The sequence below is a fragment of the Mesorhizobium sp. M7D.F.Ca.US.004.01.2.1 genome (assembly GCF_003997785.1).
GTDB lineage: Bacteria > Pseudomonadota > Alphaproteobacteria > Rhizobiales > Rhizobiaceae > Mesorhizobium > Mesorhizobium loti.
This window is the reverse complement of sequence record NZ_RZRQ01000005.1, coordinates 37,812-63,574: the sequence shown is the minus strand read 5'-3', so window position 1 is coordinate 63,574 and position 25,763 is coordinate 37,812. Positions and strand designations below refer to the sequence as shown.

27 protein-coding genes are annotated in these 25,763 nt (G+C 64.7%); 8 read left to right on the top strand and 19 right to left on the bottom strand.

What is annotated here, in order from left to right; genetic code table 11:
• Positions 1 to 13 precede the first annotated feature (13 nt).
• From EN993_RS02620 to EN993_RS02600, 5 genes are read right to left on the bottom strand one after another with little or no spacing between them, the layout of a single operon-like run.
• Positions 14 to 1,318 (bottom strand): FAD-dependent oxidoreductase, encoded by a 1,305-nt coding sequence (locus tag EN993_RS02620; RefSeq protein ID WP_127262304.1) that lies wholly within the window; start codon positions 1,316 to 1,318, stop codon positions 14 to 16.
• On the bottom strand, positions 1,315 to 2,298 hold the full coding sequence (locus tag EN993_RS02615; RefSeq protein ID WP_164757519.1) for a branched-chain amino acid ABC transporter permease: 984 nt from the start codon (positions 2,296 to 2,298) through the stop codon (positions 1,315 to 1,317). Before EN993_RS02615 ends, EN993_RS02620 begins: the two co-directional genes overlap by 4 nt.
• On the bottom strand, positions 2,295 to 3,203 hold the full coding sequence (locus EN993_RS02610; protein ID WP_127262302.1) for a branched-chain amino acid ABC transporter permease: 909 nt from the start codon (positions 3,201 to 3,203) through the stop codon (positions 2,295 to 2,297). The genes EN993_RS02615 and EN993_RS02610 overlap by 4 nt, the downstream gene beginning before the upstream one ends.
• Positions 3,200 to 3,949, bottom strand: a complete 750-nt coding sequence (locus tag EN993_RS02605) for an ABC transporter ATP-binding protein (RefSeq protein ID WP_109661770.1) — start codon at positions 3,947 to 3,949, stop codon at positions 3,200 to 3,202. The genes EN993_RS02610 and EN993_RS02605 overlap by 4 nt, the downstream gene beginning before the upstream one ends.
• Entirely contained in the window at positions 3,946 to 4,743 is a 798-nt protein-coding gene (locus tag EN993_RS02600; protein WP_109661772.1) for an ABC transporter ATP-binding protein, read from the bottom strand. The genes EN993_RS02605 and EN993_RS02600 overlap by 4 nt, the downstream gene beginning before the upstream one ends.
• 126 nt (positions 4,744 to 4,869) lie before the next feature.
• Here EN993_RS02600 and EN993_RS02595 point away from each other — a divergent pair, with 126 nt between their 5' ends.
• The 7 genes from EN993_RS02595 (at position 4,870) to EN993_RS02565 (ending at position 10,770) form a co-directional block, all read left to right on the top strand.
• A complete protein-coding gene (locus EN993_RS02595; RefSeq protein WP_013532980.1) occupies positions 4,870 to 5,604 on the top strand; it encodes a GntR family transcriptional regulator in 735 nt (244 codons plus the stop codon).
• Positions 5,601 to 6,083 carry a DUF3830 family protein gene (locus tag EN993_RS02590; protein ID WP_109661775.1) on the top strand — a complete coding sequence of 161 codons (483 nt, stop codon included), beginning with the start codon at positions 5,601 to 5,603 and terminating at the stop codon, positions 6,081 to 6,083. The genes EN993_RS02595 and EN993_RS02590 overlap by 4 nt, the downstream gene beginning before the upstream one ends.
• 1 nt (position 6,084) lies before the next feature.
• Entirely contained in the window at positions 6,085 to 6,438 is a 354-nt protein-coding gene (locus tag EN993_RS02585) for a TIGR04076 family protein (RefSeq protein ID WP_126068219.1), read from the top strand.
• Positions 6,435 to 7,490 (top strand): aldo/keto reductase, encoded by a 1,056-nt coding sequence (locus EN993_RS02580; protein WP_127262301.1) that lies wholly within the window; start codon positions 6,435 to 6,437, stop codon positions 7,488 to 7,490. The genes EN993_RS02585 and EN993_RS02580 overlap by 4 nt, the downstream gene beginning before the upstream one ends.
• Positions 7,487 to 7,915, top strand: a complete 429-nt coding sequence (locus EN993_RS02575) for a DUF4440 domain-containing protein (protein ID WP_109661780.1) — start codon at positions 7,487 to 7,489, stop codon at positions 7,913 to 7,915. Before EN993_RS02580 ends, EN993_RS02575 begins: the two co-directional genes overlap by 4 nt.
• Before the next feature lie 49 nt (positions 7,916 to 7,964).
• Positions 7,965 to 9,224, top strand: a complete 1,260-nt coding sequence (locus EN993_RS02570; RefSeq protein ID WP_109661782.1) for an ABC transporter substrate-binding protein — start codon at positions 7,965 to 7,967, stop codon at positions 9,222 to 9,224.
• Positions 9,225 to 9,366: 142 nt separating this feature from the next.
• On the top strand, positions 9,367 to 10,770 hold the full coding sequence (locus tag EN993_RS02565) for an FAD-binding oxidoreductase (protein WP_109661784.1): 1,404 nt from the start codon (positions 9,367 to 9,369) through the stop codon (positions 10,768 to 10,770).
• Between the two features lie 13 nt (positions 10,771 to 10,783).
• Here EN993_RS02565 and EN993_RS02560 read toward each other — a convergent pair whose 3' ends face one another.
• The 8 genes from EN993_RS02560 to EN993_RS02525 all read right to left on the bottom strand — a co-directional run bounded on the left by EN993_RS02560 (position 10,784) and on the right by EN993_RS02525 (position 18,994).
• Positions 10,784 to 11,584 carry an ABC transporter permease gene (locus tag EN993_RS02560; RefSeq protein ID WP_127262300.1) on the bottom strand — a complete coding sequence of 267 codons (801 nt, stop codon included), beginning with the start codon at positions 11,582 to 11,584 and terminating at the stop codon, positions 10,784 to 10,786.
• Complete coding sequence (locus EN993_RS02555; RefSeq protein ID WP_127262299.1) at positions 11,581 to 12,453, bottom strand: ABC transporter permease; 873 nt, start codon at positions 12,451 to 12,453, stop codon at positions 11,581 to 11,583. Before EN993_RS02555 ends, EN993_RS02560 begins: the two co-directional genes overlap by 4 nt.
• On the bottom strand, positions 12,450 to 13,553 hold the full coding sequence (locus tag EN993_RS02550) for an ABC transporter ATP-binding protein (protein WP_127262298.1): 1,104 nt from the start codon (positions 13,551 to 13,553) through the stop codon (positions 12,450 to 12,452). Before EN993_RS02550 ends, EN993_RS02555 begins: the two co-directional genes overlap by 4 nt.
• A 76-nt stretch (positions 13,554 to 13,629) precedes the next feature.
• Entirely contained in the window at positions 13,630 to 14,655 is a 1,026-nt protein-coding gene (locus EN993_RS02545) for an ABC transporter substrate-binding protein (protein ID WP_127262297.1), read from the bottom strand.
• Positions 14,656 to 14,707: 52 nt separating this feature from the next.
• Positions 14,708 to 15,706 carry an AraD1 family protein gene (gene araD1, locus EN993_RS02540; RefSeq protein ID WP_127262296.1) on the bottom strand — a complete coding sequence of 333 codons (999 nt, stop codon included), beginning with the start codon at positions 15,704 to 15,706 and terminating at the stop codon, positions 14,708 to 14,710.
• Positions 15,707 to 15,738: 32 nt separating this feature from the next.
• On the bottom strand, positions 15,739 to 16,515 hold the full coding sequence (locus EN993_RS02535) for an SDR family oxidoreductase (protein WP_127262295.1): 777 nt from the start codon (positions 16,513 to 16,515) through the stop codon (positions 15,739 to 15,741).
• 11 nt (positions 16,516 to 16,526) lie between these two features.
• On the bottom strand, positions 16,527 to 18,254 hold the full coding sequence (locus EN993_RS02530) for an IlvD/Edd family dehydratase (protein ID WP_127262294.1): 1,728 nt from the start codon (positions 18,252 to 18,254) through the stop codon (positions 16,527 to 16,529).
• Positions 18,251 to 18,994: a FadR/GntR family transcriptional regulator gene (locus tag EN993_RS02525; RefSeq protein ID WP_126071050.1), complete on the bottom strand. Its 744-nt coding sequence runs from the start codon at positions 18,992 to 18,994 to the stop codon at positions 18,251 to 18,253. The genes EN993_RS02530 and EN993_RS02525 overlap by 4 nt, the downstream gene beginning before the upstream one ends.
• 109 nt (positions 18,995 to 19,103) lie before the next feature.
• On the opposite strand from EN993_RS02525, the gene EN993_RS02520 reads away from it, so the two are divergent.
• Positions 19,104 to 20,033, top strand: coding sequence for an aldose 1-epimerase (locus EN993_RS02520; protein ID WP_127262293.1), 930 nt, complete (start codon positions 19,104 to 19,106; stop codon positions 20,031 to 20,033).
• A gap of 34 nt (positions 20,034 to 20,067) precedes the next feature.
• Here the strand turns inward: EN993_RS02520 and EN993_RS02515 are convergent, their stop codons facing one another.
• Genes EN993_RS02515 through EN993_RS02490 form a run of 6 tightly spaced genes read right to left on the bottom strand, consistent with a single transcriptional unit; the run spans position 20,068 to position 25,755 of the window.
• Positions 20,068 to 21,513: an aldehyde dehydrogenase gene (locus EN993_RS02515; RefSeq protein ID WP_127262292.1), complete on the bottom strand. Its 1,446-nt coding sequence runs from the start codon at positions 21,511 to 21,513 to the stop codon at positions 20,068 to 20,070.
• A 34-nt stretch (positions 21,514 to 21,547) separates the two neighbouring features.
• Complete coding sequence (locus tag EN993_RS02510) at positions 21,548 to 22,333, bottom strand: coniferyl-alcohol dehydrogenase (protein ID WP_126071051.1); 786 nt, start codon at positions 22,331 to 22,333, stop codon at positions 21,548 to 21,550.
• A 2-nt stretch (positions 22,334 to 22,335) separates the two neighbouring features.
• On the bottom strand, positions 22,336 to 23,397 hold the full coding sequence (locus EN993_RS02505; RefSeq protein ID WP_127262291.1) for a branched-chain amino acid ABC transporter permease: 1,062 nt from the start codon (positions 23,395 to 23,397) through the stop codon (positions 22,336 to 22,338).
• Complete coding sequence (locus tag EN993_RS02500) at positions 23,394 to 24,290, bottom strand: branched-chain amino acid ABC transporter permease (RefSeq protein WP_127262290.1); 897 nt, start codon at positions 24,288 to 24,290, stop codon at positions 23,394 to 23,396. The genes EN993_RS02505 and EN993_RS02500 overlap by 4 nt, the downstream gene beginning before the upstream one ends.
• Positions 24,287 to 25,015: an ABC transporter ATP-binding protein gene (locus tag EN993_RS02495; protein WP_127262289.1), complete on the bottom strand. Its 729-nt coding sequence runs from the start codon at positions 25,013 to 25,015 to the stop codon at positions 24,287 to 24,289. The genes EN993_RS02500 and EN993_RS02495 overlap by 4 nt, the downstream gene beginning before the upstream one ends.
• A complete protein-coding gene (locus EN993_RS02490) occupies positions 25,012 to 25,755 on the bottom strand; it encodes an ABC transporter ATP-binding protein (RefSeq protein WP_127262288.1) in 744 nt (247 codons plus the stop codon). The genes EN993_RS02495 and EN993_RS02490 overlap by 4 nt, the downstream gene beginning before the upstream one ends.
• Between the last annotated feature and the right edge of the window lie 8 nt (positions 25,756 to 25,763).

Here is a 25,763-nt window from a genome sequence, read left to right as displayed (position 1 = left end):
GTGAAGTGACTGTCTAGCTCGTCTCGTCCAGCCGATCGCGCAGCATGCTCCAGCCAAGCAGCATGTTGGGCGCATGCCGCAGCAAGGCATGGAACGGGATCGGCGCCGGCGGCGCAAATGGCAGCGGCAAATCACGCGCCTCGGTTCCGGCGGCCCAGTCCGCCAGCACCTTGCCCATCGCCGTCGTCATGGCAATGCCGCGCCCGTTGCAGGCGCGGCCGGCGATCAGCCCCGGCCCGAGGTCCATGAGGTGCGGCAGGAAATCCGGTTCGACCGCGGCCACCCCCGACCAGCTATAGGCAAGCGGCGGCAGGTCAGGCAAATCGAGATGCCTGGCGAGGCGCCGCCAGATGGTTTGCGGCACGCGCGTATCGGCGCCGGCACCAAGAATATGCATGCCGCCGCTGATCAGCCGGTTATCCGCGTCGAAGCGGAAGGTGAAGAGATTGCGCCGGGTGTCGCCGACACCTTGCCCGCCGGGAAGCAACCGGCTGCGTACTTCACGAGGCAATGGCGCTGTCGCGATCTGGAAGACTTTCAGCGGGAAATGGGTTCGCTGCAATGTCGGATTGAGGGACCAGCCATAGGCGTTGGTGGCGATCAACACCTTTGCGGCTCGTACCGATCCCGCCGGCGTTTTCAGCATCCAACCATCGGCTACGCGATCAACCGAGGTGACGCGCGTCTGCTCGAAGATCTTCGCGCCGGCCTTCTCCGCCGCATCGGCGAGCCCGCGCGCGTAGGTGACTGGATTGAGCACGCCGCCGGAACGATCCATCCAGCCGCCGATATACCCTGGCACGCCCGTCAGGGCTTCGATTTCCTGCCGATCCAATGTGACTGCCGGCCTGCCGCGCTGCGCCCATTGCCCCGCGCGTGACTTGACCTTCTCGAAGGCGGCAGGCGAATGCGCCGGCTGGATCCACCCGTTAGGCACGGCGTTGCAGTCGATGCCATGCTGCCGGATCAGGCGGAAAACCAGGTCGGCGCTGCCGGCGGCGAAATCGATCAGCCTTTCGCCGCGCGAAGGTCCGAGGTGGGCCAGTATGTCGACCGGGTCCATCTTGGCGAAGTTCGGTACGACGAAGCCCGCATTCCTGCCGGTCGCGCCCCAGGCGATGAATTCGGCTTCGAGAACGGCGACGGAAATGCCTTTCCCGGCGGCGTGCAGCGCGGTTGAAAGGCCGGAAAAGCCGCCGCCGACGATGGCCAGGTCGACATCGATCCCGCCTTGCAGCGCTGGCCGCTCGCGCCGGTTGCGGCTGACGGCATGCCACAGCGAAGCGCCTTGTGCCTCCTGCCGGATCACGGCATTCATGAGCCGGAACTGCTCTCGCCCGCAGCGATCTTCGCCCGCTTGCTGAAGCGGGGCCGCCGAGGCCTGTCGCCGAACAGGCCGTTCGGCCGGATCAGCAGGATGACGCAGAGCATAGCGCCGATGGCGGCGATCTGCAGCGCGGCGGCGCGCGCCTGCTGTTCGGGCGGGAACAGGATGCTGGTCAGCGTGCCCGATCCGGCCCATATCGCCCAGACCAGGATGCTGCCGATGACAGCGCCCAGATTGCTGCCAGAGCCGCCGACGATCAGCATCACCCAGACCTGGAAGGTCAGGATCGGCAGATAATTGTCCGGCGCGATGAAGCCGGTGAAATGCGCCTGCAGCGCGCCGGCCAGCGCCATGATAGCGCCGCCGACGGCAAAGGCCTGGACGCGATAGAAACGCGCGCTCTTGCCCAGCGATATCGCCGCCCGCTCATCCTCGCGCAGCGCCTTCAAGACACGTCCCCATGGGCTGCGCGACAGATGCTCCAAAGCGAGATAGGCGATCAGCGTGACGACCGAGACCACGGCAAGGTTGGACAGGTTGAACAGCAGCGGCGTCTCGGCAAGGCCGCCAAAGGGGCGCGGGATGAAGCCGATGCCGAACGGTCCGCCGGTCAACCTTTGCGCGTTGAGCGCGACCAGTTGCACGACGACGGCGACGCCGAAGGTGGTGATCGCCAGATAGTCGGATCGCAGCCGCAGCGTCGCCATGCCGGTAAGGGCAGCGGCGATGCCGCCGACGACCATGGCGCCGAGCCAGCCGACAAGGATCGGCAGGCCGAAGCCGCCCAGCCGCGCGGCATCGTCCGGTGTCGTCAGCAGCGCTGAGGTGTAGGCGCCGATGGCGACGAAGCCGGCGAGGCCGACATTGAACAGCCCGGTCAGGCCCCATTGCAAATTGAGCCCCAGCGTGACCAGCGAGAAGATCAGCGCGGTAGTCAGGAAGAAGGCGCCGTAGCCGAGCAGGTCCATCAGCGTTCCCTCACACCAAACAGGCCGATCGGCCGCGCGAACAGCACCGCCATCAGGATGATGAAGGAGACGGCGGCGCGCCATTCGGCGCCGATCAATTGCACGGCACCCGCTTCGGCGAGCCCGATGATCAGGCCGCCGAGCACCGCACCGGGGATGCTGCCGATGCCGCCGAGAATGGCGGCGGCAAACATCGGCAACAGCATGTCGAAGCCCATGAACGGGCGGATCTGCACCAGAACGCCGATCATCACGCCGGCGACGCAGGCAAGCGCCCCGCCGATGATCCAGGTGACGCGCACCACGCTGGCGACGTCGATGCCGACGATGCGGGCCAATGCCGCGTTCTGGCTCAGGGCCTGCATCGAGCGGCCGGTTTGCGTGCGCGTCATCAACAGATGCACGCCGAACACCAGCACCGCTGTCAGCAGCAAAAGCGCGATCTGGTCGGGCGTGATGCGGATGCCGAAGCCGACCGGCATGGCGATCTGGATCGCCCGGCTGAAATAGGTCGGCCGCGAGGTGAAGGTGAATTCGAGCAGGCTTCTCAGCGCCATCGAGGCGCCGAAGCTCGCCATCACCACGATGATCGCCTGGCCTTGCGAGCGAAGCCGCGCGAACAGCACTTTGTCGAGCAGCAACGCCAAGAGGGCGGTGAAGGCGATGCCGACGATCAGTGCCACAATCAGCGGCCAGCCGAAGGAGAGGGAACCAATGGGTGCCACCTTGCCGAATGTCGCGCCGATGGCGCTGACGACGGCCAGCGTCGCATAGGTGCCCCAGGCCATGAAGTCGCCATGGGCAAAGTTCGAGAAGCGCAGGATCGAATAGGTGAGCGTCACCCCGATCGCGCCAAGGCCGATCATCGACCCCGTCAGCAGCCCGTCGACGACAAATTGCAGGCTCATGCCCCCCCTCCTTTCTCGGCGTGCAGCGGGCGCTGGCCGAGATAGAGTTCGGCGACCACCGGATCGTTCCACAGTTCGGAGGCGATGCCCTCGTGCCGGTCCTTGCCCTCGACCAGCACATAGGCGCGGTCGCCGATGGCGAGCGCTGCCTTGGCGTTCTGCTCGACGAGCAGGATGGTGACGCCGGATTTGCGGATGCCGGCCAGCATCTCGAACACCATCGACACGAATTTCGGCGACAGGCCGGCCGACGGTTCGTCGAGCACCAGCACCTTGGGATGGACGATCAGGGCCCGGGCAACGGCGAGCATCTGCCGCTGTCCGCCCGACAGGTTGCCGGCGGCGGTGCGGCGCTGGCGCACGAGGTCGGGGAAGGCGGTATACATTTCCTCGATGCGGGCAGGGATTTCGCGCCGCTCGAGGATGCCGCAGGCAACTTTTAAATTGTCCTCGACCGACATCAGCGGGAAGATGTTTTCGGTCTGCGGTACGAAGGCCAGCCCAAGCCGCACCATGGTGTGCGCGGGGGCGGCCGTGATGTCCTTGCCGTCCAAAAACACCGTGCCGCCGGTGATCGGGACGAGGCCGGCGATGGCCTTGATGAAGCTCGACTTGCCGGCGCCGTTGGGGCCGAGCACGACGACGATCTCGCCTTTTTTGACGGTGATCGAGGCGCCGCGCACGATCGGCACGCCGGGCTCGTAACCAGCTTCAAGGCCGCGGACATCGAGGACGATCTCGCTCATGCGGCGCCTCCGAGATAGGCCTCGATGACGCGCGGGTCGCGCGCGACCTCTTCGGCCGTACCTTCGCTGAGCAACTGGCCGCTCGCCATGACCAGGACGCGATGGCAGAGCCGCGTCACCATGTCGATGTTATGCTCGATCAGCAGGAAGGTGATGCCGCGCGCATTGATGTCGCGGATGCGGTCGATGATGACTTCGAGCAGCGTCGCGTTGACGCCGGCCGCCGGTTCGTCGAGCAGGATGATCGCCGGGTCGGCCATCATCACGCGGGCGAGTTCGAGCAGCTTGCGCTGGCCGCCCGAAAGCACGCGCGCCGGCTCGTGCGCGAGGTGGGTGAGGGTGACCAGTTCCAGCAGTTCGAGCGCCTTTGCCCTAGCGGCTCTCTCCTGCGCCGCCACCCGCCATGGCGTGACGAAATTGGCGAGCAGCTTTTCGCCGGCCTGGCCCTGTGCCGCCAGCATGATGTTTTCGATCAGCGTCAGATTGGGCAGCGGGCGCGGGATCTGGAAGGTGCGGCCAAGGCCACGGCCGATGCGCAGATGCGCGGCTTCGCCCGACACAGGCGTGCCGTTGAGCAGGATCTCGCCGCTGGTCGGCAGGATGCTGCCGGCGAGCAGATCGAACATCGTCGTCTTGCCGGCGCCGTTGGGGCCGATCAGGCCGAGGATTTCTCCCGCTTTGACGTCAAACGAGACGTCGTTGACCGCGACAAGGCCACCGAACCGCCTGACGACATTTTTTGCCGTCAGAACCGGCGCGCGGGTTTCCCCTTGCCGTTTGGTTGCCTCGCTCATCAAACCCTCTGGCCGAAGGCGATCGTTGCCGCCTCCTGATTATGATTTGTGATCACACTTGCTTTGATCACGCTATTCGGCTTTAATTTCATCCGCAAGCCGAAAACCGGCCAAGAACGGAATTCCATGCAAAAGGCTGCCATCGAAAAGAACAACGAGGCGATCGCTGCCCAGCTTGCGCCGGTCGGCCGCGAAACCGTGCAGGACCGTGTCTACTCCGAACTGCGCCGCGCCTTGATTGGCGGCCTGTTCGAGCCGAGCCAGGTGCTGACCATCCGTGGCCTTGCCGATGCGCTGGTCACCTCGACCATGCCGGTGCGCGAGGCACTCGGCCGGCTGATCACGGAAAAGGCGCTGGAGGCGCTGCCCAATCGTTCGGTGCGCGTGCCGCCGATCACGCTGGAACGCCTCGACGATCTCCTGCGTGCCCGCATCCTGATCGAAGGCGAGGCAATCGCACTGGCCGCCGCCCGCATGGGGCCGCGCCAGATCGCTACCATCGAAACCATTCTTGCCGAATGGGACGAAATGCGGGCGTTGAAGCACAAGAAGGACGTCGATCGCGAAGTGACGCTCAACCAGAGCTTTCATTTCGAGATTTATCGTTCCTGCGGCTCGGCCGTGCTGATCCCGATGATCGAGAGCCTGTGGCTGCAATCGGGTCCCTGCATCCGCGTCGCCATCTATGCCTTCTCGGAAGCTGGCGAGGTCGACACCGCCCAGTATCACCGCCGCATCGTCACGGCGCTGTCCACGCAGGATGCGCAGGCCGCGCGTGAATCACTGGTCGCCGACATCAGCCGACCCTTCACCTTCCTGCGCAGCAAGCTGCAGGCCGCCGCCGCGAAAGACCAGACATGACCGCCATCAGGATCACCGAGCCGCGTTCGCAGCTTTCCGTCACGGCATTGTTGCTGCCCGAGAAGGCACCGGAAAACGCTGCCTTCCTCTTGGCCTATCTCGGCACGCCACGCGTCGTCCCGGGCATCCATGCGATGTGGACAGGGCCGGAAATCTCATGTCCGGTTCCATCAGCCGATCTTGAGGGCCAGGCCTATGCCAGGCCGTTGCCGGCCGAGAACGCGACGCTGACGCCGCAGCCGGGCGACATCGTGCTATCCTATGTGCCGCCACACATGTGGGGTGGCAACCCCAATGCGATCTTCGACATCGGCCTCTATTACGGGCAGGGGGCGCGGCTGCTGTTCCCGATCGGCTGGCTGGCCGGCAGCGTGGTGGCGCAGGTGCGTGCCGGGGAGCGCGATCAATTCGCCGCCGCTTGCGGTGTCATCCGCCGCAACGGCGCCTGCGATGTCACCTTCAGTCTGGTGGAGGCTTGACATGACCGACGACAGTTTCGAGCTGTTCGATCTGCGCGTCGAGGCGATCATCCCGAAGGGCAAACCGATCTATTGCGGCGCCAAGGCCGGCGACTATTTCGAGCTCAAGGGCGAGATGCTGTCGATGCCGGCAGGGCAGGGCTTTTCGATCTATTCGCTCGCCGCCGTGTTGCCGCTGCTGGCGGCCAAGCAGCGCCTGACCCACCCGAACGACTGGATGACCTCGGACGCCGAGATCGCTTGTCCCGATCCCAATTGCGCCAGCCGGCTCCGGATCGTCAGGGTGGCCAAGCGGCGGTTCAGCCACGCCGAGACCACGGCGGTGCCGCTGCCGAAAGAGGATGACCTGACATGACCGCCAAGACCTTCGAACTCGGCCCCGGCTACACCATCTCGCGCGTCATTCGCGGCGGCTGGCAGCTGGCCGGTGGCCACGGCGCCATCGACCGCAGCCAAGCGGTTGCCGATCTGATCGCCACTTTCGATGCCGGCATCTGGACCTATGATTGCGCCGACATCTACACCGGTGTCGAGGAGCTCATCGGCGCCGCGCGCCTGCGGCTGGCCAGCGAGCGCGGCCTCGACGTTGCGGCCCGGATGAAGGTGCACACCAAGCTGGTGCCCGACCTCGAACGGCTGGCCAGCATCAGCCGCGATTACATCAGGGGCATTGTCGACCAGTCGCTGCGGCGGCTGAAGACCGAGCGGCTCGATCTCGTGCAGTTCCACTGGTGGGACTATGATCAGCCTCGCTATGTCGAGGCGATGGGCTGGCTCGACGAACTTCGGCTGGAAGGCAAGGTGCGCAATCTCGGCACCACCAATTTTGACACGCCGCGGCTTGCCGAAATCCTCGCCGCCGGCATTCCGCTGGTCAGCCAGCAACTGCAATATTCGGTGCTCGACCAGCGGCCTGGCAACAGCCTTGTGGGCCTCGCCGCCAAGAACGGCGTCAGCTTCCTCTGCTATGGCTCAGTTGCCGGCGGCTTTCTCAGCGACAAATGGCTCGGCGTGGCCGAACCGGTCACGCCGCTCGAAAACCGTTCGCTGGTCAAATACAAGCTGATCATCGATGATTTCGGCGGCTGGGACCTGTTCCAGCAATTGCTTCAGGCACTGAAGGCCGTTGGCGACCGCCATGGCGTCGACATTGCCACCATCGCCAGCGCCTGGGTGCTGGAGCAGCCGCAAGTGGCGGCCGTCATCGTCGGCGCCCGCAACCAGGCGCACGCCATTGCCAATGCGAAAACCATGGACGTTGCGCTCGACGCCGAGGGCCGGGCGCAGATAGCGGCCATCATCGCGCAGGGCACCGGCCTCGAGGGTGACGTCTACACGCTGGAGCGCGACCGCCACGGCCGCCACGGTTCGATCATGCATTACAACCTCAATGCGGGGAAGAAATGAGCGGCGAACCCTCCCTGTTTTCACGCGCCAGCGCCGAAATCATCGATCTGCATCGCTTCTTCGTCGACTGGTTCGTCGCCGCGCGAGCCAACACGGTGGACTTCGGCCGCTTCGAACGCGCCATGGGCGAAGACCTCAGCATGGTGGCGCCGGACGGGCAGGTCCTCGATCGCGAAGCGGTCGTCGATCATGTCCGCTCAAGCCGCGCCTCTTGCGACGACGGTTTTGCCATTTCGATCGAGGACATCCGGCCCGGCTGGCAGGACGCCGATACCATCGTCGTCCTTTATGTCGAAGCGCAGCTACGCGCGGGCAAGCACAGCCGTCGCCAGTCGAGCGCCGTCTTCACCACCAGTTCATCGGCGCCCAACGGCGTCGAATGGCGACATCTGCATGAAACCTGGCTGCAGGTGCCGGAACGCTGAAACAGGCTCCAGAGATCAAATACAGTTGAGTAACGAAAGGGGAACAACAATGGCAAAGACGATACTCCAACTCACAACCGCGCTCGCTCTTGTGACGATGGCGGGTGCGGCACAGGCCGCCGATTGCAAGATCACCGTCGGCCTCGTCATGGAACTGACCGGCCCGGCGGGCGAATACGGCCAGGCCGGCGCCAAGTCGGTCGAGATGGCCTTCCGCGACATCAACGCCGCCGGCGGCGTACGCGGCTGCGATCTCATCACCGACACGCGCGACAGCCAGAGCCAGGGCAACATCGCGGTCGACGCCGCCACCCAGCTGGTTCAGGTCAAGAAGGTGCCGGTCATCATCGGCGGCATCATCTCGTCGGTGTCGATCCCGATCCTGACCTCGGTCACCGCACCGGCCAAGATCGTTCAGGTCTCGCCGGCGTCGTCCTCGCCGACGCTGACCGCACTCGGCCGCGACGGCAAGACCAACGGCATCTTCTTCCGCACCATCACCTCGGACGCGCTGCAGGGCGTCGCCGCCGCCAAATATGCCGTCGACAAGGGCTTCAAGAAGCTGTCGATCATCCACGTCAACAACGACTTCGGCGTCAACATGGTGGCCGAATTCTCGCGCGCCTACAAAGCGCTCGGCGGCACCATCGTGTCCGACACGCCTTACAATGAGAAGCAGTCGAGCTATGCATCGGAAGTCACGGCGGCGATGGCCGGCGAACCGGACGGGCTCTATCTCGTCAGCACGCCGGTCGACGGCGCCACGGTTGCCCGCACCTGGATCTCGCAGGGCGGCGTGCAGAAATTCCTGCTCAATGACGGCATGAACAGCCCGGACTTCATTGAATCTGTCGGCGCCGATTATCTGAAGGAAGCCTACGGCACGTCGTCCGGCACCAGCCCGACGGCCTCGACGGAGTATTTCACCAAGAACTACAAGGAATTCTCCGGCATCGAACCGACCAATCCAGCGGCCGACCGTTCCTATGACGCCGGCGCGATTGTTGGTCTCGCCATCGCCATTGCCGGTTCGGAGGATCCGGCCAAGATCAAGGACGCCATGTACAAGGCGGTCGATCCGGCCGGCACGCCGATCTTTGCTGGCAAGGAAGAGTTCGCCAAAGCGCTCGGCCTGATCAAGGACGGCAAGCCGATCCGCTACGAAGGCGTCATCGGCCCGGTCGCCTTCGACAAATATGGCGACATCACCGGCCCCTTCCGCCTGTGGAAGATCGTCGACGGCAAGGTGGCGACCGACGGCGAAATGACCACCGACGACGTCAACGCCCTGCAAGCGAAGCTTCAGTAAAACGACTTGTCGTCCGGCGTCGATCCGATCTCATCGCGATCGATGCCGGACGGTCGGCCAGCCCCACATTGTCACGACCGATCATGCGGCGTTTGCACCGATCAGAGTTTGACCAGAAGCCGATCATGAATAGGATTGGCCGATGTCACCCGAAACACAACAACTTCTATCTGCTCTCGACAGTCGGCTGGGCGCCGGCGGCTTGCTCGCCGGTCCGGAGGTGGACCAGCGCTATCGCGACGATCCCGACGGCATGCTCGGCGCGCTTCCCGAAGCGGTGCTGCGCCCGCGTGATACAGAAGGTGTCGCGGCAGCACTTGCCGCATGCAACGATCTCGGTCAGCCAATTGTCGTCCAGGGTGGACGCACCAGCCTGGCAGGCGCCGCGCGTGTGCAGCCGGGTGAGGTGGTGCTGTCGCTGGAGCGCATGACCGGCCTTGCCGTTCCGGATCGCCAGGCTGCCAGCATCGTCGCCGAAGCGGGCGCGACATTGCAGGCGGTACAGGAGGCAGCCGACGGCGCCGGGCTGATGTTCGGCGTCGATATCGGCGCACGCGGTTCGGCCACGATCGGCGGCAATGTCGCCACCAATGCCGGCGGCATCCGTGTGCTGCGCTACGGCATGTACCGGGCGCAGGTTCTGGGGCTGGAAGCCGTGCTTGCCGACGGCAGCGTGCTGACGTCGCTCAAGGGCCTGCCCAAGGACAATTCCGGCTACGACCTCAGCCAGCTCTTCATCGGCACGGAAGGAACCCTCGGCGTCGTCACCCGCGCCGCGCTCAGGCTGCATCCCAAGCCGGCGTCCGAGGTCAACGCTTTCTGCGCGCTCTCCTCGCTCGACGCGGCGATCGCCCTGCTTGGGCTCCTGCGGCAAAAGCTCGGTCCACTCCTGTCCGCCTATGAGGTCAACTTCGCACCGCTCTATGACCTCATGGTCGCCAGCATGGCAATGCCGGCGCCGCTGCCGGCGGGCTCGCCCGTCTATGTGCTGGCCGAGATCCAGGGCAACGAGCCGGAACGCGACGGCGAGCGCTTCGCCGAGGTGTTGATGCAGGCGGTCGAGGATGGCGTCATCGACGATGTGGTGGTCTCGCAGTCGCCGCGCGAATTCCGTGCCCTCTGGGACGTGCGGGAGGACGCCAATCGCGTCCTGTTTTCGATCAAGGGTCTGATCGGCGTGGACATCAGCATCCCGCTGGCGCGCATGGGAACGTTCCTGGAAGAGGCGGACGCTGCCATCCATGCCATCGACCCTGGCGCCGACATCTATGTCTTCGGCCATCTCGGCGATGGCAATCTGCACTATCAGGTCCTGACGGTCGATCCGGCGGCGGCCTATGACATCGTCTATCGCGGCGTGGCGGCGGCCGGAGGTGGTGTTTCGGCCGAACATGGTATCGGCCTCGACAAGAAGAAGTGGCTGCATCTGGTGCGCAGCGATGCCGAGATCGCCACCATGCGGCGGCTGAAGGCAGCCCTTGACCCCAGGAACATCCTCAATAGGGGACGGGTCTTCGACCTCGGTCCATCAGCCTTGCCTCGATGATATCTGCCTGCACTCAAGTCCGTTCGGTCGCGACTTGCCTGGGGATGAGAAACCGGGCGGCGAGCACGCAGAGCAGCACGGTGAACATCAGGATCAGTGCCACCAGCGCATTGATGTCGGGTGAGAAGCCAAGCCGCATCATCGCCCACAGCCTGACCGGCAGCGTACTCTGGGTGCCGGTGACCAGGATGGTGATCATCGTCTCGTCGAACGACAGCGCGAAGGCCAGGATGGCGCCGCCAACCATGGCGCTCGACAGGTTCGGCAGGATGATGCGCCAGAACGTCTGCCAGCCCGTGGCGCCGAGATCGTAGGACGCTTCGACCAGCGTGCGGCTCATCGACTGCAGCCGCATCAGCACCGTGCGATAGACGATCGCCAGCACAAAGACCGTGTGGCCGATGACGACCGTCAGCAGCGAGCGTTCGAGGCCGATTTCGCGGAAGAAGATCAGCAGCGCCAGGCCGCTGATGATCGGCGGCATCAGGAACGGCAGGAAGATGATGAACTGCAGGAGCGAACGCCCGGAACGCCGGCTGTGATAGTAGAGTGCCAGCAGCGTTCCGCTGACCACGGACAGGACGACGGTGCAGACGCCAACGATCAGCGTGGTACGCAAGGCGGCCAATATGTCGTGATTCTCGGTCAGCGCGACATAGGTTGCAAGGGTCGGCGACGACCAGTCGACATTGCCATGCGAAATGGTGAAGAACGACGACACGATCGGTACGAACAGCGGGCTGTAGAGCAGCACCGCGACCAGTGTCGTGATCGCGGCCAGAAAGATGGTGGACAGTCGGGGCAGGGCGCTCATACCGAAATCCCCCGGTTGCGCCCGAAGCGTTCGCCGATGAGGATTGCCGCGATCACCACGACGGCCAGCGCCACCGACAGCGCTGCGCCGAAGGGCCAGTTATAGGCCGTGCCGAACTGGCTGTAGAGGATGCGGCCGAAGGTGAAGCCGCTGATCCCGCCGACCATTTGCGGCGTCAGGAAATCGCCGATCGCCAGCACGAAGACGAAGCTCGCCGCCGAAGCGACGCCGGGCAGGCTGAGCGGCAAGGTGATGCGCAGGAAGGTCTGCAAGCCGCTCGCGCCGAGATCGTCCGAGGCGCGCAGCAGCACCTGCGGAATCCGCTCCAGCGACAGGAAGATCGGCAGGACGGCGAAGGGGATCAAGAGCAGGGTCAATGTCAGCAGGATGGCGTTCATGTTGAACACGAAAAGCGTCGACGGTTCCTGCAGGATACCGAGCGCCACCAGTGCCTTGTTCAGGAAGCCGTTGAGGCCGAGGATACTGCGGATCGCATAGATCTTGATGACGTAGCTCATCAACAGCGGCACCAAGAGCAGCATCAGCAAGGCGTAGCGCCAGCGGCCTTTCAGCGTCGTCAGGAAATAGGCGGCGGGATAGGCAAGCAGGATGCAGATGATGGCCACCGAGACGCACAGCACGATGGTGTTCCAGAACACCGGGAGAAAGACCGGATCGGTGAAGAATCTGGCATAGTTGCCCAGTGACAACCCGTAGACGATCGTGCCCTGGTCGACGCTGAAGAAGCTGTAACCGAGGAAGATCGCCAGCGGCACCAGGACAAAGATCACCGGCAAGGCAAACGCCAGTACTGTCACCGGCAGCGACAGTCGTCTTTCCGCAGGCAGCGTCGAGTCGGCTTTGCTCATGCCAGCACCAGATGGCCTTCATGCGGCGCAAACGAAAGCGATACAGCCTCGCCGGATTTGAGCGCGCTGCCGTCGACCCGGCTCGGCACGCGCAGCCGCAAGCGTTGCGCGGCATTGTCGGCGCCAGCCGTGATGGTGGCGACGGTCGATGAGCCGGCAAAGGCCATGTCGGAGATCGTACCGGGAAAGCGGTTGTCGGTGTCCTTTGCATCCGCAAGATACAAGGCCTCGGGGCGGAATGCAGCGTAGGCGCTGGCGCCATCCGTCGCGGCTTTCAAATGCGGCTGGTTGCTGATCGAGCAGACCAGGCGCCCGAGCGCCGTCTCGATCGATCGCAGCTCGCCCTGGATCGGTCCGAGTTTCCCGGCCACCAGATTGTTCTCGCCGAAGAAGCGCGCGACGAACTCGCAATTCGGCTTGTAGTAGAGGTCGTGCGGCGTGCCGAGCTGGCGGATATGGCCGGCCTCCATGACGCAGATCCGATCGGCCATGCCGATGGCTTCTTCCTGGTCATGGGTGACGAACAGGAAGGTGGTCTTGATTTCGCGCTGGATAGATTTCAGGAAGACTTGCATCTGCCGGCGCAGTTCGAGGTCGAGTGCCGCCAGCGGCTCGTCGAGCAGGATCAGGCGCGGCTGGCAGATCAGCGCACGGGCGAGTGCGACGCGCTGGCGTTGGCCGCCGGAGAGCTGCGCGGGAAAGCGGTCGGCGAAACGCCCGAGCTGGACCAGGTCGAGGGCCTCCGCGACACGGCGCGCGATTTCCTTGCGCTGGATATGGCGAACCGAAAGCCCATAGCCGACATTGCCGGAAACGGTCAGATGTGGAAACAGCGCATAATCCTGGAACACGGTGTTGAACGGCCGTCGGTTGATCGGCATGCGGCTGATGTCCTGGCCGTCCAGCCGGATCTCGCCTGAGGTCAGCGGCTCCAGCCCGCCGATCAGCCGCAGGACCGTGGTCTTGCCGGAGCCCGAAGGCCCGAGCACGGTGAGGAACTCACCGTCCCGGATCGACAGGTCGATGTCGTGCAGCACGGGAACCGTGCCGTAGGATTTCGAGACGGACCGTAGCGTCAGCAGGTCGGTGTTCTGGTTCATGAAATACTCTCGCATACGCTTCGGCGGTCCGGAACCTCCGGACCGCCGGGTCCTTCGAAGGCATAGAACGGAAAGGTCAGGGCGTGGCCTTGACCTCGTTCCATATGTCCGAACGCTTGAGCGGGTCCTCGACATTGTTGAGCCAGACCAGCTTGTCGTTGCCGCCGGCGCTGCTCGACTCGACCACGGTGTTGCCGAAGCCGGTGCGTTCGGAAAGCGCGCCGCTGACCTTCTTGCTCAGCATGAAGTCGATCCACTTCTCGGCCGCCGCATTGTCGCGGACACCCTTGGAAATGACCCAGTTGTCGAGCCAGGCAAGCGCACCCTCGCTTGGATTGACGTAGGCGACATGAGCGCCGATCTTCTGCAGCGCCTTGACCTGCTGCTGGCCGTAATTGGCCCAGATCAGGGCCACATCATTGTTCTGGTAGATCTGCTGCGCCTCGTCGGCGGTGGTGTAGAAGCTCAGCACGTTGCGCTTGAGTTCGACCAGCTTGGCCTTGACCGCCGCCATCTGCTCTTCGTTGAGGTTGAACGGATCCTTGTAGCCGAGCGTCAGTGCGGTGAACGAGAAATTGTGCTCGCCATTGTCGTAGGCCAGAACCTTGCCCTTGTATGCCGGGTCCCACAGAACCGACATCGAGGTCGGCGCCGGCTTGACCTTGTCGGTGTCGTAGATCAGGCCGATGGAGTCGAAGCAGAACGGAATGCCGTAGACCTTGCCGTCCTTGGTGACGCCGCTCACCGCCGTCAGATCGCGGAAGCGCGGCAGCACTTCCTTCTGGTTGGCGAGCTTCGTCACGTCGATCGGCGACACCAGGTCGGCCTTGATGTAGCGCTGCAGCTGGGCGGTGTTGACGGCGAAGACGTCGAAGTCCTGGCCTTCGCTGCCCTTGATCTTGGCCCAGATCTCGTCATCGCTGCCGATGAACACGACATCGACGCCGATGCCTGTTGCAGCGGTGAAGTCCTTGACCCAGTCGGCATCGGCGTAGCCGTCCCAGGCCAGAACCCGCAGGTTCGCGGCGAGCGCCGCCGATGTCATCAGGCCGATGCCGAGCCCGATCGTCGCCATTCTTAGAAACAGTTTTTTCAGTCCCATTTTCAATCTCCCATTGTCATTCTGGTGGACCGCAGTTTCCGGACCTTCGCCGTCACAGCTGGGTGACAGCGACCAGTCCCTCGTCCGGCACCGACACCATCCGGTTGCGCAGTGGCTTGCCGAATGTCTGTGCCTGGATTTCATACTCGTCGCCGGAAGCCGTCTTGACGCCGGAGGCGTAGCTCATCACCGCCGCGCCGAAGAAATAGGCATGCAGGTCGCCCGCCCTGCGGTGCATCGGGTAGCGGAAATGGAAGTGTTCGAGATTGCCGATCGAGTGCGACATGTGCGCTTCGCCCGACAGGAATTCCTGCTCCCAGATGACAGCGCCGTCGCGCAGGATGCGCGAATGGCCGCGCACTTCTTCGGGCAGGTCGCCGATCAGCAGTTCCGGACCGATCGAACAGGAGCGAAGCTTGGAATGGGCGAGGTAGAGGTAGTTCTCGCCCTCCGTCACGTGGTCGGAATATTCGTTTCCGAGCGCATAGCCGATGCGATAGGGATGGCCGTCAGGCCCATTGACATAAAGCCCGACGATCTCGGCTTCCTCTGCACCTGCTTTCGCGAATGCCGGCATCGGCAGCGGCGCGCCGGGCGGCACAACGCAGGTGCCGACACCCTTGAAGAACCACTCCGGCTGGATGCCGATCTTGCCAGCGCCAGGCTTGCCGCCCTCCAGCCCCATGCGGAAGATTTTCAAGGAATCGGATTCGTCGGCACCTTCGCCATGGGTCAGAATATGCATCTGGTTGCGCGCAGCGGCACTTCCCGTATGGGTCAGGCCCGTGCCGGTGACCAGGAAGCGCGCCGGTTCCGGATGGTCGACCGGAGCGAGCACCCGGCCATCGCGCAACAGCTGGTCGTAGTCGATCGTCGCGGTGCCGGTCCGTTTCTCGACCAGCGCTGCGATCGACGTGCCCTGGGCGATTGCCGCTTCGGCCAGCTCCAGCACGGAGCTGGTCTTGTCGAGCGGGTGCAGGTGGTTGCCATCATCCGACACACGGCCAACCCGTCTGCTGCCGTCGGCCATTCTGAACTGAACAAGACGCATGAACTAACCTTCTTCCTTTGAAACCGTACGGGTCACACCCAGCCCGCATCGACGATGAACTGCTGACTCGTGCACATGCGGCTGTCGTCGGCAGCGAGGAACAGCGCCATGCGCGCGATATCGGAGGGTTGCAGCCGGTCGGGCAGGCACTGCCTTTCCGCGATCTGGCGTTCGCCGGCCGGGTTCAGCCACAGGCGCATCTGGCGCTCGGTCATCACCCAGCCCGGCACCATGCAGTTGACGCGGATCCGTTCGGGGCCAAGTTCGCGGGCCAGCGCCCGTGTCATGCCGTAGACAGCGGCTTTCGCGGTGACATAGGCCGGGCAATCCGGATCGCCGACCATCCAGGTGATGGAGCCGAAATTGATGATCGAGCCGCCGCCCAACGTGCTCATCTGCGGACGCACCGCCTGCGCCGCGAAGAACTGGTGGCGCAGATTGACCGCCATGCGGTCGTCCCAGTAGGCAACCGTCACGTCCTTGGTCTGGTGGCGGTCGTCATTGCCGGCATTGTTGCACAGCGCCTGGATTGGGCCATTGTGCTGCTTCGCCTGCACGGTTGCCGCCTGCAACTCTTCCACGTTGCGCAGGTCGCAGGGAATGAAGAGCGGTGCGGCATGTCCCTCGGCCGCGATCGCGTCGACCAGGCGTTGGGATGGTTCTTCGGCCATGTCGACGAAGGCGACGCGGCTGCCTTGCGCGCAGAAATGGCGCACCAGGCTTTCGCCGATGCCGCTGCCGCCGCCGGTTATGAAGACGCTGCGGCCCTTGAGGCTTGGATAGATCGCGTAGCCGATTTCATCCGTCATCGCGCGCCTCTCTAGTGCGAATGCCGAGGAATGCCGGCATCGCGCCGGCCGACGAGAAAGTCGAAATCGCAGCCCTTGTCGGCCTGTAGAACGCGCTCGACATAAAGGCTTTGATAGCCGCCCTCCGGTGGCGCTGGCGGCTGCCAGTCACGCCGGCGGATTGCTAGCTCCTCATCCGATATCAAAAGCTCCAGCCGGCGGCCGGCGACATCGAGCTCGATGAGATCGCCGTCGCGCACCAGCGCCAGCGCGCCACCTGCGGCTGCTTCCGGTGCCACATGCAGAACCACGGTGCCGTAGGCGGTGCCGCTCATGCGCGCGTCCGAAATGCGCACCATGTCGGAGACGCCTTGCTTCAGCAGTTTCGCCGGCAGCGGCATGTTGCCGACCTCGGCCATTCCGGGATAACCGCGCGGCCCGCAGTTCTTGAGCACCATCACCGAGGAGGCGTCGATATCCAGCTCCGGGTCGTCGATGCGCGCGTAGTAGTGCTCGATGTTCTCGAACACCACCGCCTTGCCACGATGCTGCATCAGCTCGGGCGTTGCCGCCGACGGCTTGATGACCGCCCCGTCAGGCGCCAGATTGCCACGCAGGATCGAGATGCCGCCTTCCTTGGTCAGCGGCTGGCTCAGCGGCCGGATCACCTCGCTGTTGTAGTTGGGCGCGCCGTCGATCAATTCACCGATGGTCTTGGCGCTGACGGTCATGGCGTCGCGATGAAGAAGCCCCACTTCATCAAGCGACGCCATGACCGCAGCTAGCCCCCCGGCGTAGTAGAAATCTTCCATCAGGAACCGGCCTGACGGCATCAGGTCGACAATGGTTGGAACGTCGCGGCCAAGTCGGTCCCAGTCGTCCAGGCTGAGATCGACACCGACCCGGTTGGCGATGGCGATCAGATGCAGCACCGCATTGGTCGAGCCGCCGATCGCGCCGTTGACGCGAATGGCGTTCTCGAACGCTTGCCTGGTGAGGATCTGCGCGATCGTCACGTCCCTGCGCACGAGATCGACGATCTGGCGTCCGGCCATCTGCGCGAGCACGCCACGGCGTGAATCCACAGCCGGGATCGCGGCATTGTCCGGCATGCCGATGCCGAGCGCTTCGACCATGCTGGCCATGGTCGAGGCCGTCCCCATCGTCATGCAGCTGCCCGCCGATCGGCTCTGGCCCTGCTCTGCGGCGAGGAAGTCGGCGACCGGCATGCGACCGGCCTTCACTTCCTCGGCGAATTTCCAGACATGGGTGCCCGAACCGATATCCTGTCCGCGGAACTTGCCGTTGAGCATCGGCCCGCCGGAAACAGCGATGGTCGGCAGATTGCACGACGCAGCCCCCATCAGCAGTGCCGGCGTGGTCTTGTCGCAACCGACCAGCAGGATGACGCCGTCGATCGGATTGCCGCGGATGGACTCTTCGACATCCATGCTGACCAGATTGCGAAACAGCATGGCGGTGGGGCGCATGTTGCTCTCGCCCAGCGACATCACCGGGAATTCGAGTGGCAAGCCGCCGGCTTCATAGACGCCGCGTTTGACGTGATCGGCCAGCGCGCGCAGATGGGCATTGCATGGGGTCAGTTCCGACCAGGTGTTGCAGATGCCGATCACCGGGCGGCCGTCGAAAGCGTCGGCGGGAATGCCCTGGTTCTTCATCCAGCTGCGGTGCATGAAGGCGTTCTTGCCCTCGCCGCCGAACCAGGCCTCGGACCGCAGTTTGCGTTTGGTGTCGGTCACGATGTCTGTTCCCGATCCTGGCGGCGCTTGTTGCGGTTTTCGACGCTGCGGCGCACGTCTTCCTCGGCATTGTCGATGAGCACCAGCAATGCCTTTTGCGCGCCGGCCGCGTCGCCGGATGCAATCTTCTCGGCTACTTCCCGATGCAGCGGCAAAGAATGGCGCTGCCCGTCCGGATTGTCGTTGGAGAGGCGAAAGCTCATCACCAATGCGGTTTCGACCAGTGCCGCCAGCGAGCCGATCAGCTCATTGCCGGTCATGCGCAGAATGGTCTGGTGGAACAAAAGGTCAGGCTTGGCGAAGCGATCGCCGTCGTCGACAACGGCTTCCATTTCAGCCAGCGCGGCATTGATCTCGGCAATCTGTGCCGGTGTGGCGCGCTTGGCGGCGAGCGCGGCCGACATCGGCTCGATGGCCCGGCGCAGCTCGAACAGCGCCCGGACATCGTCGGCGCTGACACCGCTGGCGTAGCGCCACGACAGGACGTCCGGATCGAGGAAATTCCAGTCGGAGCGGGGACGCACCCTTGTGCCGGTCTTCGGCCGCGATTCGACAAGCCCCTTGCCGGCCAGAACCTTGATCGCCTCGCGCAGCACCGTGCGGCTGACCCCCAGCATCTCGCTGGAATCGTCGGCATTGGGCAGTGCCTCGCCGGGCAGGAAATCGCCTTGCACGATGCGCAACCCGATCTGCTCGACGACGGTCGCATGCAGAGCGGTGGAGCCGCTGGCGACCGCCACCGCAATCCTCGACGTTCGCGCCGTGCTGAAAGATTTCTTATTCTTCATACTATTCATATGATATGTCTTATAGGCGTGGCGATTGGAGTCAAGGGATGGGGGAGTGCCGATGACAAAGAATTCCGCTGCCGTTGCCGAGCAGCACCAAGAGCTGGTCTCGATCGGCGATGGCATTGCGACTGTGGAGATTGCCCCTGCCGCCGGCGGCGCGCTGGCGTCGTATCGCTGGCGGCAAAACGGTTCCGTCGTGGATTGGCTGCGCCCTGCGGATCCGGCGGCGATCGACAGCCGCGATGCCGGCGCCATGGCCTGCTTCCCGCTGGTTCCCTATTCCAACCGCATAAGGGGCGGCCGCTTCGAATTCGCCGGCCGCACCGTCGAACTGCCGACCAGCTCCGACGATCCGCACCATGAGCATGGCCATGGCTGGCGTCGGCCATGGACGGTCGTGCGGCACGAAGCCAGCACCACCATCCTATCCTATCGCCATGCCGCCGATTCCTGGCCGTGGAGCTATGAAGCAAGGCAAGCGATCTCGCTGGTCGATGGCGGGCTGGTCATTGCCCTCTCGCTGCGCAACCTCTCGGACACGCCGATGCCGGCAGGCTTCGGGCTGCATCCCTATTTCCCGTCGACACCGTGGACGCATGTCCAGGCGTGGGTGTCCGGCATGTGGGAGACCGATGCGGAAATCTTGCCCACCCGGCACGTCCTGCCACCCGCTGGCGCCAACCCGACTATGGGCTTCGACGTGTCGGAGACGGACTTCGACACGGTCTTCACCGGATGGGCGCGCCGCGCGCGGATCTCCTGGCCGGAGCATGGACGGCAGCTGGACATCGAGGCCGAGGCGCCGCTCGATTTCCTTGTCCTTTACACGCCGCCCGGTGAGCCGTTCTTCTGCGCCGAGCCGGTCAGCAACATCACCGATGCCTTCAATCGCAGGAGTGACGCGGGCATCGACACCGGCTGCATCGTACTGGCGCCCGGGCAGATGCGATCCGCAAGCGTTCGCTTCACGCCTTCGCAGGCGATCTGATCGCCCAAGTCGAACCGCCCAATGCTGGGCCGGGTCAGAACGGATAATGCTGGCCCGGATCCTCGATCGTCACCCAGCGCAAATCGGTGAACTCGGCGATCGAGGCCTTGCCGCCGAAGCGGCCATAGCCTGAGCCCTTGACGCCGCCGAACGGCATCTGCGCTTCGTCGCCGACGGTCGGGCCGTTGATGTGGCAGATGCCGGCCTCGATGCGCGCGGCGACGGCAAACGCGCGCTTGATGTCGCGGCTGAACACGGCTGACGACAGGCCGTATTCGGTGTCGTTGGCGACACGCACGGCCTCGTCTTCGCCCTTGACGCGGATGATCGGCTTGACCGGCCCGAAGGACTCTTCGGCGTAGACGCGCATCGCCGGCGTGACATGGTCGAGCAATGTCGCCTCCACCACGGTGCCGGTGCGCTTGCCGCCGGCCACCAGCTTGGCACCCTTGGCGACGGCATCGGCAATGAGTTCCTCCATCTTGTCGGCCGCTTGGCTGCTGATCAGCGAACCGAGCACCACATGGCCGCGCGGGTCGCCGGCCGGCAGCTGCGAGGCGCGGGCAGCCAGCTTGGAGACGAACTCGTCGGCGATCTTTTCGTCGACGATCAGGCGCTCGGTCGACATGCAGATCTGGCCCTGATGCATGAAGGCGCCGAAGGTGGCGGCGTTGACCGCTGCGTCGATGTCGGCATCGTCCAGCACCAGCAGCGGCGCCTTGCCGCCGAGTTCGAGCAGCGCCGGCTTCAGGTGCCGACCGGCGAGTTTGGCGATGATCCTGCCGACCTTGGTCGAGCCGGTGAAGTTGACGCGCTTGACCGAGGGATGCGCGACCAAAGCTTCGACAATGCCGGCGGCATCCCTGGGATCGTTGGTGACGACATTGATGACGCCCTTGGGCAGCCCGGCTTCGACCAGCACCTGGCCGATCAGCCGGTGCGTACCGGGGCACATTTCGGAGGCCTTCAGCACTACGGTGTTGCCGCAGGCGATCGCCATCGCCACGGCGCGGGTGCCGAGAATGACCGGCGCGTTCCACGGCGCGATGCCGAGGCAGACGCCGGCTGGCTGGCGGATTGCCATGGCCAGCGTGCCCGGCTTGTCGGAGGGGATGATCTCGCCCGAGATCTGCGTCGTCATCGCCGCCGCCTCGCGCAGCATGTTGGCCGCCAGCATGACATTGAAGCCGGCCCAGGGACCAGTAGCACCGGTCTCTTCCATCATCAGCCTGGTGAATTCGCCGACCTTCGAGGCCATCACGTCAGCAGCCTTTGACAGCAAGGCGCGGCGCTCGCCAGGCCCGGTCTTCGACCAGGCCGGAAAGGCGACCGCGGCGGCTTCGACCGCGGCATTGGCGTCGGCGATGCTGGCTGCGGCGGCGCGCGTCGCCAGTTTGCCGGTGAACGGGTCCATGCGGTCGTAGGAGGCCGAGCCGGACGCATCCCTTTTGTCGCCGTCGATCAGAAGTCCGATGTCCATGATTGTCTCCATCGCCCCGATTGGAGCTTCGTGATTAGAAGCCGAACATTTCGGCATTGATCGATGCTTCGAGGCCGCCGTCGACCGGCAAATTGGCGCCGTTGATCCAGCGCGCGCCGTCCGAGCACAGGAACAGCACCACCGGTGCGATATCGCCGGACGTGCCGGCCCGCCCGACCCTGGCAATGTCGCTGTCGACACGGGCGTCGCCAAGCACGGTTCGGAACTGTTTCAGGATCGGTGTCTCGACCGGGCCGGGGCTCACCGCATTGACGCGGATGCCACGGCGTTTGAACAGATCCTGATGCGCCGCGCGGAAGGTCCACAGCAAGAGCAGTTCCTTGGAGACGGGATAGCCTTCCTCGTTCCTGACCGCGTGCGTGCAGACCACGTCGGCAACATCGGGGAAACCTTCGATGCTGACCATCGAGGCGGCGCGGTTGAGATTGGCGCGCCAACCATAGCCGGCAATCGACGCAACGTTGACGATCGCGCCGCCTTCACGAAGTCTTGGCGCCAGGCCTTCCGACAGAGCCCGCAGCCCGAAGAAATTGACCGCCAGCGTCGACGCTGCGCCGGTATTGCCGGAGAGCCCGGCGACGTTGCAGAGCGCGTCGAGGCGCTGCGGCAGGCGAGCAATCAGCTCGTCGACACCGGCCTTCGACGAGATATCGGCCTTGACGAAGCTGCCGACCGGAGCAGTCGGCTCACGCACATCGACGCCGATCACGTCTGCGCCAAGCTGAGCGGCGAGTTCCGCCGTGCGCGCGCCGATGCCGGAGGCGACACCGGTGATGAGGATCGTCTTGCCGAAAAGCATGGTCATGCCTTCTCCCGATATGGTGTGGCTTGCTGTGGCGAAGGCATTGCATCGCCATCGGTGGCGGCTGGGAACCTCACGCGGTAACCGACCGGCAGCAGGCGGAGCCCAAAACGCTCCTCGATCGTCCCCCACAGGCCGCGCGGCAGGAAAAGCGAGAACAGCACGGCGGTGGCGCCGAGCCCGACCAGATACCAGACACCGGTGCCGCCGAACCACGTCTCGATGAGGAAGAACACCAGCGCGCCCAGAATGGCGCCCTCGAAAGTGCCGATGCCGCCGACCAGCACCATGAAGATCATGTAGGCGGTCCACTGGACATTGAAGTAGGTCTTGGGCTGGAAGGTGATCGAGGTCGCCAGCCACAGCGCCCCGGCAATGCCGATGCCGAAGGCGGCAAGCACGAACAGCAGCCGCTTGGTGCCGGTGACGCGCACGCCGACCGAGGCGGCTGCATCCTCATTGTCGCGGATCGCCCGGATCGCAGCACCTGTGCTGCCGCGCAGCAGGCCAAACAGGATGGCGAGCAGCGCGGTCATCGATGCCAGCGCCAGCCAGTAGATCGCTGCCCGCCTGGCGCTGGCGTCGTAGGCGTTGAGCGAGATCAGCGATGTTCCGGTTTCGCCCTGCACCAGCCGGTCGAGATTGACCAGAAGATGCGTCAGCGCCGCAATCACCCACATGCCGATGGCGAACTCGCCGTTCCTCAGCCGCAGCATGAACAGCGAAAGCGGCCAGGAGACGGCGCCAACGATAATTCCGGAGGCGAAGAGCGCCAGGAATGGATTGAGGCCGGCATCGGCCAGCCGGATGGCGAAATAGGCGCCGAGCCCGAAGAACACCTGCTGGCCGACCGAGACCAGGCCGCCGAAGCCGGCCAGCGCATTCCACATCGCCGCCAGGATCACATAGACAAACAGGGCGGTCATCCTGTCGACCGCGCCAGCCGACAGGAACTGCGGAGCAATCGCCAGTAGCGCGATGATAACCGCGACCGCAATCGCGGCGATGCGCGACGTCGCCGTGCCGCGCTCGATGACGGGGGATGTCGAAACGGCGCTCACGTCGGCTTCCTCGTGGGCAAGCGCAGCAGGCCGCGCAGGCCGAGGCCCGAAGTGGAGAGCCGAATGAACAACACGATCAGGAACGCGACATGGCCGCCGATCAGAAAACCTTGCGGATGCACTTGCGCGCCGAGCGTCTGGGCAAGCGCCAGCACGATGCCGCCGATCAGCGTTCCCCACAGCGACCCAGCGCCACCGATGACTGCCGCCTCGAAAGCGAACAGCAGTTGCGGCGCGCCGGCATAGGGATCGAAGGTGGCGCGCATGCCGAGAAACGCGCCGGCAAGGCCGACCGTGACCATGGCGATGGCAGCGGCGATCGCATTGGCGCGGCGCGCATCGACGCCGACCAGGCCGGCGGTGTCGGGGTCCTCCGACGTGGCGCGGATCGAGCGGCCAAGCCTTGTGTGGGTGAGGAACAATTGCAGCCCGCCCAGCAGGATCACGGCACTGGCGAACATGATCACAGCGAGCTTGCCGACATAGATGCTGCCCGGCCATTCCCAGGAATCATAGGACAGGCTACCGATATAGGGCGCCAGCGAACGCGTATCGGCGCCGAACTGCTCGAACAGCAGATTGTCGATGACGATGGCCAGGCCGAACGTGGTCAGGATCGGCAGCAGCGCACCGCCGCGTGCGCTGCGTTCGAGCAGGAAGCGCTGCAGCGCCCAGCCCATCGCCGCCATCAGCGGAAGCACGATGAGCAGGCCGACCAAGGGCGAGATGTGGAACCGCGAGGCGAGCCACCACAGCGCAAAGGCGGCGAACACGGCAAGGCTGCCATGGGCGAGGTTGATGATGCGCATTACCGAAAACATGAACGACAGGCCGCAGGCGATCAGCGCGTAGTAGCCGCCGAGAAGGATGCCCTGGATGATCTGGTTGCTCATGCGGGAACGCTCCCGGGGCTTTTCCGGTGCAGGCCGAAATAGGCCTTCGTCACATCCTCGCGCGAAACCGCCTTGCTCGGCCCTTCGAGCGCAACACGCCCTTCGAGCATGCAGATGACCCTGTCGGAAACCGCGAGCGCGCGGTTGAGGTCCTGTTCGACTAGGATGATCGTCGTGCCTGAGGCGATCAACCCTTGCAGTGCTGCATAGACGCGATCAACGATCAGCGGCGACAGGCCGAGCGAAACCTCGTCGAGCAAAAGCACGTCGGGATTGCTCATCAGCGCGCGGCCGATCGCCGTCGCCTGCTGCTCGCCGCCTGACAGATGGCCCGTCTTGGCGTGGCGGCGCGGCTTCAGATTGGGGAACATCTCGAGCACCTTGTCGACGCTCCAGTCGCCTGGCCGGCCAGCGGTCTTGCCAAGCAGAAGGTTCTCCTCGACCGTCATCTGCAGGAACAGTTTTCGCCCCTCAGGCACCAGCGCGATGCCCATGCCGACACGCTTGTGCGATGGCACGTCGGTGAGATCGGCGCCGTCCAGCATGACGCGGCCAGCCGCCGGCTGGTGCGCGCCGGCGATTGCCCTCAGCAGCGTGGTCTTGCCGGCGCCATTGGCGCCGACCAGCGCCAGCGTCTCGCCGCGTTCGATGCTGAAGCTAACGCCGCGCACCGCCTGCAGCAGGCCGTGCCGGACAACCAGGTCCTCGACCGCAAGCAGGCTCATTTGGGGCCTCCGCCGAGATAGGCACGGACGACCTCGGGGTCGGCCATCACCGTTTGCGGTTCGCCATCGGCGATGATCTTGCCGGCGTCCATGCAGATCAGCCGCTCGGCCACCTGCAGCAGAATGTGGACGATGTGCTCGATCCAGACGATGCCGATCTTGCGCTGGCGCAATTCCTTGATCGTGTCGACAAGCTCACCGGCTTCGCCATCGGTCAATCCGCCGCCGATCTCGTCGAGCAGAAGCAGCGTTGGTCTGGCCGCTAGTGCCCGCGCCAGTTCCAGCCGCTTACGGTCGAGCAGGCCGAGCGTTTCGGCGCGCCGGTTGGCAACGCCGAGCATGCCGCACAGTTTCAGCGAGCCGAGCGCCTCCTCATAGGCCTCGTCGCGGCCAAGGCCTGCGCCATGCGAGGCGGCAACGAAGACATTCTCGAAGGCGGTCATGCCGCTGAACGGTTTCGGCACCTGGTGCGTGCGCACCAGGCCGAGCCGGCAGCGCTGCGTCGCCGCCAGTGGCGTCACGTCGCCGCCCTTGAAGCTGACCGTGCCGGAGCTTGGCGGAAAAGCGCCGGCAAGCACGCTGAGCAGCGTGGTCTTGCCGGCGCCGTTCGGGCCGACGATGCCGACCGCCTCGTCGGCTTCCATGGAGAAGTCCACCGCATCCAGCACCACAAGCGCGCCGAAGCGTTTGTGGATACCGGCGGCAGCGAGGATCGCCTGTTGTTGCGGATGGGTCACCAGGCGATCCT

Excerpts from the sequence above, each read along its gene's own strand:
- EN993_RS02620 (WP_127262304.1), bottom strand. The coding sequence starts at position 1,318 with ATGAATGCCGTGATCCGGCAGGAGGCACAAGGCGCTTCGCTGTGGCAT.
- EN993_RS02610 (WP_127262302.1), bottom strand. The coding sequence starts at position 3,203 with ATGAGCCTGCAATTTGTCGTCGACGGGCTGCTGACGGGGTCGATGATC.
- EN993_RS02605 (WP_109661770.1), bottom strand. The coding sequence starts at position 3,949 with ATGAGCGAGATCGTCCTCGATGTCCGCGGCCTTGAAGCTGGTTACGAG.
- EN993_RS02600 (WP_109661772.1), bottom strand. The coding sequence starts at position 4,743 with ATGAGCGAGGCAACCAAACGGCAAGGGGAAACCCGCGCGCCGGTTCTG.
- EN993_RS02595 (WP_013532980.1), top strand. The coding sequence starts at position 4,870 with ATGCAAAAGGCTGCCATCGAAAAGAACAACGAGGCGATCGCTGCCCAG.
- EN993_RS02590 (WP_109661775.1), top strand. The coding sequence starts at position 5,601 with ATGACCGCCATCAGGATCACCGAGCCGCGTTCGCAGCTTTCCGTCACG.
- EN993_RS02585 (WP_126068219.1), top strand. The coding sequence starts at position 6,085 with ATGACCGACGACAGTTTCGAGCTGTTCGATCTGCGCGTCGAGGCGATC.
- EN993_RS02580 (WP_127262301.1), top strand. The coding sequence starts at position 6,435 with ATGACCGCCAAGACCTTCGAACTCGGCCCCGGCTACACCATCTCGCGC.
- EN993_RS02575 (WP_109661780.1), top strand. The coding sequence starts at position 7,487 with ATGAGCGGCGAACCCTCCCTGTTTTCACGCGCCAGCGCCGAAATCATC.
- EN993_RS02570 (WP_109661782.1), top strand. The coding sequence starts at position 7,965 with ATGGCAAAGACGATACTCCAACTCACAACCGCGCTCGCTCTTGTGACG.
- EN993_RS02565 (WP_109661784.1), top strand. The coding sequence starts at position 9,367 with ATGTCACCCGAAACACAACAACTTCTATCTGCTCTCGACAGTCGGCTG.
- EN993_RS02560 (WP_127262300.1), bottom strand. The coding sequence starts at position 11,584 with ATGAGCGCCCTGCCCCGACTGTCCACCATCTTTCTGGCCGCGATCACG.
- EN993_RS02555 (WP_127262299.1), bottom strand. The coding sequence starts at position 12,453 with ATGAGCAAAGCCGACTCGACGCTGCCTGCGGAAAGACGACTGTCGCTG.
- EN993_RS02550 (WP_127262298.1), bottom strand. The coding sequence starts at position 13,553 with ATGAACCAGAACACCGACCTGCTGACGCTACGGTCCGTCTCGAAATCC.
- EN993_RS02545 (WP_127262297.1), bottom strand. The coding sequence starts at position 14,655 with ATGGGACTGAAAAAACTGTTTCTAAGAATGGCGACGATCGGGCTCGGC.
- araD1 (WP_127262296.1), bottom strand. The coding sequence starts at position 15,706 with ATGCGTCTTGTTCAGTTCAGAATGGCCGACGGCAGCAGACGGGTTGGC.
- EN993_RS02535 (WP_127262295.1), bottom strand. The coding sequence starts at position 16,515 with ATGACGGATGAAATCGGCTACGCGATCTATCCAAGCCTCAAGGGCCGC.
- EN993_RS02520 (WP_127262293.1), top strand. The coding sequence starts at position 19,104 with ATGACAAAGAATTCCGCTGCCGTTGCCGAGCAGCACCAAGAGCTGGTC.
- EN993_RS02515 (WP_127262292.1), bottom strand. The coding sequence starts at position 21,513 with ATGGACATCGGACTTCTGATCGACGGCGACAAAAGGGATGCGTCCGGC.
- EN993_RS02510 (WP_126071051.1), bottom strand. The coding sequence starts at position 22,333 with ATGCTTTTCGGCAAGACGATCCTCATCACCGGTGTCGCCTCCGGCATC.
- EN993_RS02500 (WP_127262290.1), bottom strand. The coding sequence starts at position 24,290 with ATGAGCAACCAGATCATCCAGGGCATCCTTCTCGGCGGCTACTACGCG.
- EN993_RS02495 (WP_127262289.1), bottom strand. The coding sequence starts at position 25,015 with ATGAGCCTGCTTGCGGTCGAGGACCTGGTTGTCCGGCACGGCCTGCTG.